This is a genomic window from Brochothrix campestris FSL F6-1037 (genome assembly GCF_000525915.1).
GTDB lineage: Bacteria > Bacillota > Bacilli > Lactobacillales > Listeriaceae > Brochothrix > Brochothrix campestris.
Map to the genome: position 1 here is coordinate 20,150 of NZ_AODH01000041.1, position 13,207 is coordinate 33,356.

The following is a 13,207-nucleotide window of genomic DNA, read 5'->3' on the forward strand; positions in this document are numbered from 1 at the left end:
GAGGCCTTTTCATGACAGTTATTGTAAACGGATATATCGTCAATGAATTTAATGAACCAACCCGCTTGAATATTAGGCTCGTAGACGGCAAAATTAGTGAAATCGGAGCTGAGGTAAAGCCAATCGCAGGTGAAGAAGTCATTGATGCAACCGACTTAATCGTCGCTCCTGGTTTTATCGATGTGCATATGCACTTACGTGAACCAGGGTTCGAACAAAAAGAAACGATTTCGTCAGGAACGATGGCGGCAGCGCATGGTGGTTTTACAACAATCTGTGCAATGCCTAACACCAATCCAGTACCGGATTCAGCCGCTCGTTTAGAGGCGTTGCATCAGTTGATTTCAGAAGATTCACACATTAGGGTGCTGCCGTACGCCGCGATTACGAAGGCATTAGACGCCAATGCATCGGTTGAACAATTAGTCGACTTCGATGAACTCGTAGCCAGTGACATCTTCGCCTTTAGTGACGACGGTGTCGGTGTTCAGTCGGCAGGAACAATGTATCAGGCAATGGCAGAGGCCGCCCGTGTCAATAAAGCGATTGTGGCACATTGTGAAGATAATTCACTCATTTTAGGTGGATCAATGCATGACGGTCGTCGCGCGGCACAATTAGGTGTTAAAGGGATACCAAGCGTCTGTGAATCGGTGCAAATCGCTCGCGATGTGTTGCTGGCTGAAGCGACAGGCGCGCATTATCATGTGTGTCATGTGTCAACAGTCGAATCTGTGCGAGTCATTCGTGATGCAAAAGCAGCTGGCATTCATGTCACTTGCGAGGTGTGTCCACATCATCTCATCAGTGACGAAAATGATATTACTGCCAACACGGGCAACTGGAAGATGAACCCACCACTACGTGCGACCCGTGATCGCCAAGCGTTAATCACTGGCTTAATGGATGGTACAATTGATTGCATTTCAACCGATCATGCCCCGCATTGTGAACATGAAAAATGTGGCAAGATGGAAGATTCAGCCTTCGGTATCGTTGGCAGTGAAACCGCCTTTGCACAACTGTATACACACTTTGTTAAAACGAAGATTTTCACACTTAAGCAGTTACTCGATTGGATGAGTCAGGCTGTTGCTGACACGTTTAGTCTGCCATATGGCACGCTGGCAGTTGGTGCCTCAGCCGACATCGTTTTAATCGACTTAAACAAACAAAAAACAATCGATGCGACCGCCTTTTTATCACTCGGTAAAAACACACCGTACACCGGACAAACCTGTTACGGTTGGCCGGTTCGCACACTTTATAACGGCAAGACCGTTTGGCAAGAAAACTAAGGGGGAACAAGAGATGAAAAATCGTATGCTCGTATTAGAAGATGGTACCGTTTTAAAAGGTCGCGCGTTTGGTAGCATGAAGGACGCCTTCGGTGAAGTTGTTTTTAACACAGGAATGACAGGCTATCAAGAAACAATTACTGACCCGTCGTACTCAGGTCAAATTATTACCTTTACGTATCCTTTAATCGGGAATTATGGGATCAACCGTGACGATTTTGAATCAATTGAACCAGTCGTAAAAGGCGTGATTGTGAAAGAAGCAGCCGAATTTGCATCGAACTGGCGTAACCAAGAAACATTGGATACGTTCTTAAAAGCAAAAGATATTCCGGGAATTAGTGGAATTGATACACGCTTTTTAACACGCTTGATTCGTGAGCACGGGACTCTTAAAGGGGTAATCGCCAACAGTGATCAATCGGTTGAAGAAATGGTTAACCGTGCAAAGGCATCGAAACTGCCAACCGATCAAATCCGTCAAGTATCACCAACAAAAGCTTATCCGAGCCCAGGAAGTGGTCGCCGCGTTGTGTTGATTGACTTCGGCATGAAACACAGCATCTTACGTGAGTTAAATGCACGTCAATGTGATGTCATTATTATGCCGTATAACACGACGGCAGATCAAATTCGTCGCCTCCATCCTGATGGTGTGATGTTATCAAATGGGCCAGGGAACCCAACCGACGTTCCTGACGCACTTGAAATGATTCGCGACATCCAAGGTGACATTCCCATCTTTGGTATTTGCTTAGGACACCAACTCATTGCACTCGCAAATGGTGCGAAAACGTATAAAATGAAATTCGGCCATCGTGGTGCCAATCATCCGGTCCAAGATGTGGCCACAGGACGCGTTGACTTCACGTCACAAAACCACGGTTTTGCAGTTGATGAAAATTCGCTAGCAGGCACAGACCTCGTCGTAACGCATCGTGAATTAAATGATGGTACGAACGAAGGCTTAAAACATAAAACAGCACCGGTGTTCTCAGTGCAGTACCATCCTGAGTCAGCACCAGGACCAAGTGACGCGAACTACTTATTCGACCGTTTCATGCAATTGATGGATACAGCAAAAGGGGGAAATGAGCATGCCTAAACGTACAGACATAAATAAAATTTTGGTGATTGGTTCAGGTCCGATTATTATTGGGCAAGCAGCTGAATTTGACTATGCAGGCACGCAAGCGTGTCTAGCATTAAAAGAAGAAGGGTACAGCGTCGTTTTAATTAACTCCAATCCAGCAACGATTATGACGGATAAGGAAATTGCCGATAAGGTCTACATCGAACCAATTTCACTTGAATTCGTTTCACGGATCATTCGAAAAGAACGTCCAGATGCCATTTTACCTACTTTAGGTGGTCAAACGGGTTTAAATATGGCGATGAGCTTACATGAGGCTGGTGTGTTAGACGAATGTAACGTTGAAGTGTTAGGGACAAAATTAGATGCGATTCAAAAAGCAGAGGATCGTGAAGAATTCCGTACGCTAATGAACGACCTCAACGAACCGGTACCAGACAGTGACATTATTCACACAGTGGCTGAAGCGGTTGCCTTTGCCAACGAGATTGGTTATCCACTTATTGTACGTCCAGCTTATACATTAGGTGGTACGGGTGGTGGGATTTGTGCCAATGAAGCCGAATTGATTGAAATTGTTGAAGGGGGTTTGAAATTAAGTCCTGTGACGCAATGTTTGCTAGAACGCTCGATTGCCGGCTATAAAGAAGTCGAGTATGAGGTGATGCGCGATTCAACCGATGATGCGATTGTTGTCTGTAACATGGAAAACATTGACCCTGTCGGCGTTCATACAGGTGACTCCATCGTTGTGGCACCAAGTCAAACACTCTCTGATCGCGAATATCAAATGTTACGTGATGCGTCACTTAAAATCATTCGTGCCCTCGGGATCGAAGGTGGCTGTAATGTTCAGTTAGCGTTAGACCCAGACAGTTACAACTACTACATCATCGAAGTTAACCCACGGGTATCTCGTTCGTCAGCACTTGCTTCAAAAGCAACCGGTTATCCGATTGCTAAATTAGCAGCGAAAATTGCTGTTGGTCTAACGCTGAGTGAAATGAAAAACCCTGTGACAGGAACAACTTACGCGGCTTTTGAACCAACACTTGATTATGTTGTTTCCAAGATTGCCCGTTTCCCATTTGATAAGTTTGAATCAGCTAACCGTGAGCTTGGTACGCAGATGAAAGCAACCGGTGAAGTGATGGCAATTGGTCGAACGTTTGAAGAGTCGATGATGAAGGCTGTTCGTTCGATGGAAAACGGCACGACCTATTTACATACGGATGATGCTGAAAAAGCAGATACAGCAACACTTGAACAAAACATCCGTGTTGCAAATGATAATCGTCTGTATTATTTAACAGAAGCAATGCGTCGTGGTTATACGATTGAGACCTTACATGAGATGACTAAAATCGATTTGTTCTTCCTTTATAAGTTCAACAAAATTGTTCAATTCGAACATGAACTAGCAGCCAGCATCGGTGACATTGATACGTTAGAAGCGGCTAAAAACCTCGGATTTGGTGATGAACAAATTGCTAAAATCTGGGATTGGGAAGAAGTGGCAGTTTACGACTTAAGACGCGCAAATAACCTCATGCCAGTCTTTAAAATGGTTGATACCTGTGCTGCTGAGTTTGAATCGCGCACACCGTATTTCTACAGCGCATACGAGTATGAAACAGAATCAGTGAAGTCGGATAAAGAATCTGTGATAGTGTTAGGATCAGGCCCGATTCGAATCGGACAAGGGGTAGAATTTGACTACGCAACAGTGCATTCAGTGTGGGCGATTCAACAAGCAGGCTATGAAGCGATTATTATCAACAGTAACCCTGAAACAGTCTCAACTGACTTCAGTATTTCAGATAAACTCTACTTTGAACCATTAACAGTTGAGGATGTCATGCACATTATCGATTTAGAGCAACCGAAAGGCGTGGTCGTTCAATTCGGTGGACAAACAGCGATTAACTTAGCAGAAGGATTAGAAGCACGTGGCGTAAACATCATCGGAACATCGTTAGACAGCATTGACTTGGCTGAAAACCGTGACCGTTTTGAGCAAAAACTAACAAGTTTGAACATTCCGATGCCAGCAGGACGCACTGCAACATCCGTAACAGAAGCGATTACGATTGCAACGCAAATCGGCTATCCAGTCTTAGTACGTCCTTCGTATGTCCTTGGGGGTCGTGCGATGGAAATCGTTGAATCACAAGAAGAACTACATCAGTACATGACAAATGCGGTGAAGGTTAATCCGAAACATCCCGTTTTGGTCGATCGTTACTTAGTCGGTCAAGAGGTTGAAGTAGACGCGATTTGTGATGGAACAGACGTGCTCATTCCTGGTATTATGGAACACATTGAACGTGCCGGCGTCCATTCAGGTGACTCGATTGCCGTTTATCCACCACAACGCTTATCACAAGCACATAAAGATACGATTGTCGATTACACAACACGCCTAGCACATGGGTTAAACATTCGCGGGATGATGAACATTCAATATGTTATCTCGAAAGACGAAGTGTTTGTGATTGAAGTCAATCCGCGTGCAAGTCGAACAGCACCGTTCCTGAGCAAGATTACCGACATTCCGATGGCAAACGTCGCAACGAAGGTTATTTTAGGACAATCACTCCAGAGTCAAGGTTACCAAAATGGTTTAGCGCCTGAGAAACCAAACGTATTTGTGAAATTACCGGTGTTTTCATTCGCGAAACTTCGTTCAGTAGATACCTCACTCGGACCTGAAATGAAATCAACTGGTGAAGTCATGGGTAAAGATACGACGTTAGAAAAAGCACTTTACAAAGGTTTTGCAGCATCGGGCTTAAAAATGAAAGAATTCGGGACGGTGTTAGTGACTGTAAACGATCGCGATAAAGAAGAAGCGGCTGCATTAGTGAAACGTTTCTCGGCGATTGGATACGGCATTGTGGCAACAAAAGGAACGGCCTCGTTCTTACGCGACATGAACATTGCTGTTAAAGAAGTGAATAAAATTGGTGAAGACGGTGAAACGTTAATCGATTGGATCCGCGGTGGCAAAGTACAGGCTGTCATCAATACATTAACACGCGGTAAAGAGCCGCAACGCGATGGGTTTCAAATCCGCCGTGAATCAGTTGAAAATGGTGTGCCGATCTTCACATCATTCGATACAGCTGATGCGATTTTACAAGTAATGGAATCACGTTCGTTCTCAGTAACTGAGATGTAAGCGGATTTGAATCGTTAGTTGCTTCTATCAGGTTGATTCCACATTAAGATTTTTCCAGTTGCGTCAACCAGAACTTCGGAAATTTCACTTCCTCGCTTGCCGATGGGAAATAATCGGCACACTCGGATGTTCCAATTTCTGCAGTTCTAAACGGTTGATTCCACATTAAGTTTAAAGGGGTGTAAAAATGAGAATTGAACAAATGACCGTCATTCAGCAAAAAGAAATCGCCGAGCGCGTTTACGAGCTTATTTTAGCAGGTGAGATGGTAACCGAGATGGAAGCGGGGCAGTTTATTAATATTAAACCGACACGTTCAGATCTATTGTTACGCCGTCCCATCAGTGTTGCTAAAATCGACAAAGCGCAGCGTCAATGTACAATTATTTATCGCGTCGATGGTGAAGGAACACAAACGTTTGCTGATGTAAAAGTAGGTGACTTACTCGATGTTATCGGACCGTTAGGTAAAGGTTTTCCGGTCGAAGAAACATTGGCTGGGGAAACAGCGATGCTAATTGGTGGCGGGATTGGTGTGCCACCATTGTATGAAGTGGCATGTGAATTAAAAGCCAAAGGTGCTGAAGTGGTGACTGTACTCGGGTTCAATTCCGAAGACGCTGTTTTTTACGAAGAAAAATTTGCAGCCCTTGGTGATGTTCATGTAGCAACAGCTGATGGCTCACACGGCACAAAAGGATTTGTCACAACAATTATGGATGACATTCCTGAAGCAGATACATATTACTCCTGTGGGCCAACGCCAATGTTGCGTGTTTTAAATGATCGTCTGTTAACAAAACGGGCTTTTATTTCATTAGAAGAACGCATGGCATGTGGGATTGGGGCTTGTTATGCCTGTGTGTGTCATAAAGCAGACGGTGATCGTAATGAATCGAAAAAGATTTGCGTCGATGGTCCGGTTTTCAAAACAGGGGAGGTTGAACTATGAGTCAATTAAGTGTTTCCTTACCCGGTTTAGAGCTGAAAAATCCAATTATGCCCGCGTCTGGTTGCTTCGGTTTTGGCCGTGAATACGCTCAGTTTTTTGACCTTAACTTATTAGGATCGATGATGATTAAAGCGACTACACCTGAACCGCGTTACGGTAATCCAACACCCCGGATTGCCGAAACACCAAGCGGTATGCTGAATGCGATTGGGTTGCAAAATCCCGGACTGCAAAAGGTGATGCAAGCAGAACTGCCTTGGTTAGCAAGCGTGTGTGACACGCCGATTATTGCCAACGTGGCCGGTTCGACTGAAGAAGATTACATTAAAGTGTGTGCTGCGATCTCACAGGCACCGAACGTGAAGGCGATTGAATTAAATGTCAGTTGTCCGAATGTGAAACATGGAGGGATTGCTTTTGGGACTGACCCAGAAACTGCTTATCGTTTAACGAAAGCAGTGAAAGCTGTCTCTGCTGTACCAATTTATGTGAAGATGAGTCCAAATGTCACTGATATTGTGCCAATTGCACAAGCAATGGCAGAGGGTGGGGCGGATGGTTTAACGATGATTAATACATTGCTGGGGATGCGATTAGACCTTAAAACACGTCAACCGGTAATTGCAAATCAAACAGGTGGTTTGAGTGGACCGGCGATTAAGCCAGTTGCCATCCGTATGATTAAACAGGTCAGTGCTGTCGTCGATATTCCGATTATCGGAATGGGCGGTATTCGTACAGTTGAAGATGTGCTTGAATTCATTATGGCGGGGGCATCAGCTGTCGCAATTGGAACGGAAAACTTTACGAATCCCTTTATTTGTCCACAGTTAATCGAACAATTACCAGCTGCTTTAGCGAAATACAATATTGCATCAATTGAACAATTGATTGCCGAAGTGAAGGAGGCACGACATGTCTAAACCAATTATCGCGCTCGATTTTTCGTCGCGCCAGGATACGCTTGCTTTTTTAGAACAATTTAACCAAGAGAAATTATTCGTGAAAGTCGGTATGGAACTTTTCTATGCCGAAGGTGCAGGTCTGATTGAAGCGATTAAAGCACAGGGACATGACGTTTTTCTGGACTTGAAATGCCACGATATTCCGAATACAGTGCAACGAGCAATGGCAAACTTAGCACGTTCAGGTGTCGATATGGTCAATGTTCATGCGGCCGGAGGTCAGCGGATGATGGCAGCAGCCAAAGAAGGTTTAATCCAAGGGTCGGCAGCGGGGCATCAGCCACAACTGATTGCGGTAACCCAACTGACATCAACATCTGAAGCAGAAATGCAACGAGATCAATTGCTGCGTGTACCTTTGTTGGAATCAGTTGTACATTATGCGAGCTCAACGTTTGCAGCTGGATTAGACGGTGTCGTCTGCTCGGCGCATGAAGCTCGTGCGATTGGTGAAGCAACTAAGAGCAACTTTTTACGTGTGACACCGGGGATACGTCCGGCCCATTTTGCCGCTGGTGACCAACGTCGAATTATGACACCACAACAGGCCCGTGCGAACGGTTCAACTCATATTGTGGTTGGTCGTCCAATTACTACGGCACCCGATCCTCTATCAGCTTATCACCAAATTTTAACGGAATGGAGTGTTTAACGATGACAATTGACAAACAAATTGCGAAACATTTATTAGATATCGAGGCGGTTTTCTTAAAACCGACAGAACCATTCACGTGGGCATCAGGCATTAAATCACCAATCTATTGTGACAACCGAATGACACTTGGTTTTCCAGCGGTTCGTCGTGATATTGCAAAAGGTTTAGCTGCTAAAATTAAGGCAGCTTTCCCTGATGTCGATGTGATTGCAGGCACAGCAACTGCGGGGATTCCCCATGCTGCTTTTATTGCTGAAGAATTAGATTTACCAATGATTTATGTCCGTTCTGAACCGAAGAATCACGGCAAAGGGAAACAAATCGAAGGTCCCTTAGCTCCCGGTAAAAAAGTCGTGATGATTGAAGATTTAATCTCAACAGCAGGTTCGTGTTTAAAAGCTGCTAGAGCGGTTGAAGAAGCAGGTTCAGAAGTAGTGGCAATAGCAGCTATCTTCACATACGAACTCGCAGTTGCGGGTCGTAATTTAAGTGCGGCGAACATCCCGCTGCTAACGTTAACTAACTATTCGACTTTACTTGAAGTTGCTGCGGCAGAAGGTGTTGTTCAAGCAGAAGACTTGGCAACTTTACGTGAGTGGAATAAAGATCCAGAAAAGTGGTTGAGCTAAAAAATTAAAATGGAGCGGTTATCCAAGGGATAGCCGCTTTTTATTTGTTACTTTTTGTCTATAATATTAAAGCGCTTTCTATGTTAAAATAAAGGGTATGAGAGGGTGGGAAGATGAAACGTAACAGTATAATTGCAGTTGTTTTACTTTTTTTTATTGTAGGGGGCATTTGGCTCTTTTTTAAAGCACCGACCGAGAGCACGATTAAGAGTAATGATCTTGTCGGAGCGGATGAATGGAAGGGTGTGACGCATTTAATTGGTGCTGATTATCGTCTCGCCAAAGCAGATGCCGAAAAAACATTGGTGGTAACCTTACACCATTACAAAAAAGGCAAGCAGGTGGCCAAACCAGTTGCGTTACAGACCGGGCTAAATGAAAAAAAAGGGGATTTGATGATTTCATTTTTATATGATCAAGCGAACCTTGCGACGACCGCTTACGAACTGAGTTTAGTCAACAATGCAACCATCACCAAATGGCCAACACCAGCTGTTAAACTGGCTGAAAAAGACCAATTCATCACCGATGGGACGTTAAAAAAGAAAGTAAATATTAGTGAAAAACCAGTGATTGGCTATGCTTATAAACAAGACGATAATAAACGCGTGTTATCACTCAAAGAAGATGCCGCTTTAATTGGAAAGTACAATCAGGAAAAGGCAACGATTAAAGCGTTAGCGGCTTACGATGATTTATACATTTTTACGGCACAATTCAAGTTTAACTAACACTAGCGTATAGGGGACTAAGAAACGCACAAACAGACAAACAAACTAACAGATGGGTGAGGATGACATGCGTAACAGAACGAAGTGGATTTTAGGGACACTAATTATCGTGCTAGGTGTGAGTGTGTATTTTAATTATTTCACGCCAACGAAAGAATCATACATTGAGGATCAACCATTAACTGAAAAGTTTAAAACGAAGATGGCGTTAGCAACAGGCTATCATTATCAATTGAAGCCCACTGATAAAAAGAAAGCCAATCAAGTCGCTGTCAAAATGTCCTATTATGAAGCGGGCAGGTATATCGGAGAAAGCGATGTACAATACTTACCGATTAAAAAGGCCGGTAAATTCACCTTGAGTGTCGTGACAGATAATCAAATAATCTATCCGATGATGAGTGACGGTAAAACAAAGGTCGAATGGTCCAAAATTACGCATGACCAACCGATTGCGAGTGCAACGGGCATGACGCTTCTCGCTGAGAAAAAAACACCATTATCGTTCAGTGATTACCAACCGATTGCCTTTTATGGCGAAGCGTTTAAAACAAACCTTACGGCGACTACAGCTGATAAAGATGCGATTGAACAAGCGACTGCAGCTAATAATAAACAGCTCGCAGCCTTTGACTATCTGTATGTGTTTTCTGTAAAGTTAGTCGCTAAATAACTATACGCTCCGATTTGAACAGGGGGACGAGACAATGACTAAACGACAAATAAGTTTATTAGTGTGTATTTTTCTTGTTGCATGTCTGAGTGTTAGTGTCATTTTTGTGCAAAAACCGACAACATCGACGCTAACAGCCCAACCTTTGGCAGATGATATGGTTGCTGCAGGTTTAGTCTTGCAACAGCATTATCATTTTTCTTTGAGTAAGCAAGCTGAAAAAAAGTCACCTGGTGTTAAACTGACGATGGCACGTTATGAGGATGGGAAATACATCGATACGTACGCTCCAATTCAAGCGGGTCTGACAAAAAGCGGAGCGTTTGAACTTAGTCTCAAACAGTTGGATGACACGATTGAATTGACATTGAAATCCGGCAGCCTTGCCGCCCATACAGCTCCAATTAAATGGCAACGACCGCAAGCACAGCTGACAATGAATGAGTCGCTTTTAACGAAAAAAACGGTTTTTTCTACGACGAAACCGACTGCTATTGCTTCTTATGCTGAAGCAAGCGCAGAACAACCGGTGACAGCGGAACAACGAGAGGCCATTGCGAGCTTGACTAAAAAAGGCGATCAGCGTCTAGCCAACTTAAGCGGGTTGCTTGTCGTATCGGCACAATTGATTCAACTGCCAGAACTAAACTAAAAGGAGTGTCATAAGATGAGTAAAAAAAGAGGACTGTTTATCATCATCAGTTTTGCTATCGTGCTCGGAATCTGCCTTGCGTTGTATTTGGGGTTGAGAACCCCACAAACAACGAAAATAAGCAGTGCCGATGAGACGAATCAAATTGAGGATTTAGCAGATGAATTGGAAGCGACTGCCTATAATCCATTTAAGTTTCAACTGAGTCCCACAGATAAAAACAAAGCATTCATCTATACAATTACACAGTATAAAAAAGGTGAACTGGTCGAAACAGCTGAGCTGAAACTGGCAAACAATGATGTAAAGGGGTTTGTTAGTTTCTTTATCAATGATGAAGATGCAGGTAAGGTGAGCATCAAGTCATTAAGCAAAGGAGCAACAAGCAGTACCGCTTACTCTTTTAGTCGTCAGAGTAAGCAAGAGACCATCAAAAATGGTTCGGTCTTTATCGGAAGTAGTGATTTAACGAAGGACAACACCATTGGTTTCGTTGGGTTTGGTAAAAATGAAGCCGCTAGTGATAATTCCGTCTCTTTTAAAAACTATTTACGAGCTGAAAAAGATGCGGACTTTATCAATCAGTTTGACATGGTTTATTTGATGTCCGTCCGATTAGAACAATAAAATGAAAGCTTCTGGTCGATTAAACGCGACGATAGAACAACCTATCTATTCAGTCATATTATTTCGCAAACAAAGTGACAGTCATAGAGTCGAAAGACACTGAAGTCTGTTTGGACTTTGTCTACAATCTGGAGTGCCATCAATAAGGTGGCGCTTTTTTTAGTGGTTCATCCGTTAATAAAAGCTTGTATAAATAAGAAACTTTAGATATATTTAAACAATATCGTACTAAGGGAGGCTTTTGATGGAACAAAAAGAGATCTCACGAAAAAAATTGTTAGGTGTAGCAGGATTTGGTTGGTTGTTTGATGCAATGGATGTCGGGATACTATCATTTGTAATCGCTGCATTAGCGGTCGAATGGCAGTTAACCCCGACTGAAATGGGCTGGATTGGCAGTGTCAATTCAATCGGAATGGCTGTTGGTGCATTTGTTTTTGGTATTTATGCTGACAAGGTTGGCCGCAAAAATATCTTCATGCTAACATTGATTGTCTTTTCAGTCGCCAATGGCTTATCGGCGTTTACGACCTCACTCGCCACTTTTATGGTGCTTCGTTTTATTGCGGGGATGGGTTTAGGTGGCGAATTGCCTGTCGCATCAACACTTGTATCAGAAAGCGTCGCTGCCCATGAACGTGGCCGAATCGTCGTGTTACTCGAGAGTTTTTGGGCAGGTGGTTGGCTGATTGCCGCTTTAATTTCTTACTTTATTATTCCACATTATGGCTGGCGAATCGCCTTGTTACTGACGGCGTTGCCAGCGCTTTATGCCATCTATATTCGAATACATATGCCCGATTCGCCGCGTTTCACAGCCCAACAAAAGGATACGTTGCGGATGTCACAAAAAATCGCGTCTGTTTGGTCAAAACAATATGCTAAACGAACATTGATGTTATGGATTGTTTGGTTCACGGTTGTTTTATCCTATTATGGCATGTTTTTATGGCTGCCTTCTGTGATGACAATGAAGGGCTTTAGTATGATCAAAAGTTTTGAGTATGTGCTGATTATGACATTAGCACAACTGCCAGGTTATTTTACAGCTGCCTGGTTAATTGAGCGTGCGGGCCGTAAATTCGTCCTTGTCGCTTATTTAAGTGGTACCGCTGTTTCTGCCTTTGTGTTTGGTAATGCGGATACAACCGCAATGTTGCTCGTTTCAGGGATGTTTTTATCGTTCTTTAATTTAGGGGCTTGGGGCGCCTTATACGCGTATTCCCCCGAACAGTACCCCACAAACATTCGTGGCACTGGAACAGGTATGGCGGCTGCTGTCGGCCGTTTGGGAGGGGTGTTAGGACCGTTGATGGTCGGAATGATGCTTTCAAATGGCACCGCGATTAACACGATTTTCACCTTGTTTTGTGGTGTCATTGTTATTGGTGTACTAGCCGTGCTGTTTTTAGGGACGGAAACGAAACAAACAGAGTTGGAATAACAGCATGTGTCACCATAAAAAAGGAAAGTGTAACCGCTGTTAAGACCAAAAATGAATGATTGATGAGAACAGCCTGAAAGGGCTGTTTTTTTGCTGTGTAAAAGGTAATAAGATAGTTAAAAAAATTATTTCATGAATTGCAAGAATAAGTTAGCCACCACGTGCCGAATCATGATAGTAAGTTTACTTTTTAATTTGTGAACAGCTGAAGTTTTGTAATTTCTTCTAAAAATAGCTCTTTTGGTGTTTGAAATCCTAAAATCCGACGTGGCAAATTATTCATCCATGTTTGAATCCTTTGGACAAG

General features: G+C 43.4%; 12 protein-coding genes. All 12 read left to right on the forward strand.

Features of this window, described 5'->3' with window-relative positions; translation table 11 throughout:
* Positions 1-11: 11 nt before the first annotated feature.
* The 12 genes from BCAMP_RS09290 (at position 12) to BCAMP_RS09345 (ending at position 12,900) form a co-directional block, all read left to right on the forward strand.
* Positions 12-1,298: a dihydroorotase gene (locus BCAMP_RS09290; RefSeq protein ID WP_035315166.1), complete on the forward strand. Its 1,287-nt coding sequence runs from the start codon at positions 12-14 to the stop codon at positions 1,296-1,298.
* A gap of 13 nt (positions 1,299-1,311) precedes the next feature.
* The gene (locus BCAMP_RS09295; RefSeq protein WP_035315168.1) at positions 1,312-2,403 is read left to right on the forward strand and encodes a carbamoyl phosphate synthase small subunit; all 1,092 of its coding nucleotides are present in this window, start codon (positions 1,312-1,314) and stop codon (positions 2,401-2,403) included.
* Complete coding sequence (gene carB / locus BCAMP_RS09300; protein ID WP_035315169.1) at positions 2,396-5,572, forward strand: carbamoyl-phosphate synthase large subunit; 3,177 nt, start codon at positions 2,396-2,398, stop codon at positions 5,570-5,572. Before BCAMP_RS09295 ends, carB begins: the two co-directional genes overlap by 8 nt.
* A 187-nt stretch (positions 5,573-5,759) precedes the next feature.
* Positions 5,760-6,524 (forward strand): dihydroorotate dehydrogenase electron transfer subunit, encoded by a 765-nt coding sequence (locus BCAMP_RS09305; RefSeq protein WP_035315170.1) that lies wholly within the window; start codon positions 5,760-5,762, stop codon positions 6,522-6,524.
* The gene (locus BCAMP_RS09310; protein WP_035315172.1) at positions 6,521-7,447 is read left to right on the forward strand and encodes a dihydroorotate dehydrogenase; all 927 of its coding nucleotides are present in this window, start codon (positions 6,521-6,523) and stop codon (positions 7,445-7,447) included. Before BCAMP_RS09305 ends, BCAMP_RS09310 begins: the two co-directional genes overlap by 4 nt.
* On the forward strand, positions 7,440-8,141 hold the full coding sequence (gene pyrF / locus BCAMP_RS09315) for an orotidine-5'-phosphate decarboxylase (RefSeq protein WP_035315173.1): 702 nt from the start codon (positions 7,440-7,442) through the stop codon (positions 8,139-8,141). The genes BCAMP_RS09310 and pyrF overlap by 8 nt, the downstream gene beginning before the upstream one ends.
* Positions 8,142-8,143: 2 nt before the next feature.
* A complete protein-coding gene (gene pyrE / locus BCAMP_RS09320; RefSeq protein ID WP_035315175.1) occupies positions 8,144-8,773 on the forward strand; it encodes an orotate phosphoribosyltransferase in 630 nt (209 codons plus the stop codon).
* A 113-nt stretch (positions 8,774-8,886) separates the two neighbouring features.
* Positions 8,887-9,504: a hypothetical protein gene (locus BCAMP_RS09325; RefSeq protein WP_035315176.1), complete on the forward strand. Its 618-nt coding sequence runs from the start codon at positions 8,887-8,889 to the stop codon at positions 9,502-9,504.
* Positions 9,505-9,571: 67 nt separating this feature from the next.
* The gene (locus tag BCAMP_RS09330) at positions 9,572-10,177 is read left to right on the forward strand and encodes a hypothetical protein (RefSeq protein ID WP_035315178.1); all 606 of its coding nucleotides are present in this window, start codon (positions 9,572-9,574) and stop codon (positions 10,175-10,177) included.
* A 34-nt stretch (positions 10,178-10,211) separates the two neighbouring features.
* The gene (locus BCAMP_RS09335) at positions 10,212-10,829 is read left to right on the forward strand and encodes a hypothetical protein (protein WP_035315179.1); all 618 of its coding nucleotides are present in this window, start codon (positions 10,212-10,214) and stop codon (positions 10,827-10,829) included.
* Positions 10,830-10,844: 15 nt separating this feature from the next.
* Positions 10,845-11,456, forward strand: a complete 612-nt coding sequence (locus tag BCAMP_RS09340; protein ID WP_035315180.1) for a hypothetical protein — start codon at positions 10,845-10,847, stop codon at positions 11,454-11,456.
* Between the two features lie 244 nt (positions 11,457-11,700).
* A complete protein-coding gene (locus BCAMP_RS09345) occupies positions 11,701-12,900 on the forward strand; it encodes an MFS transporter (RefSeq protein ID WP_035315181.1) in 1,200 nt (399 codons plus the stop codon).
* Positions 12,901-13,207 lie beyond the last annotated feature (307 nt).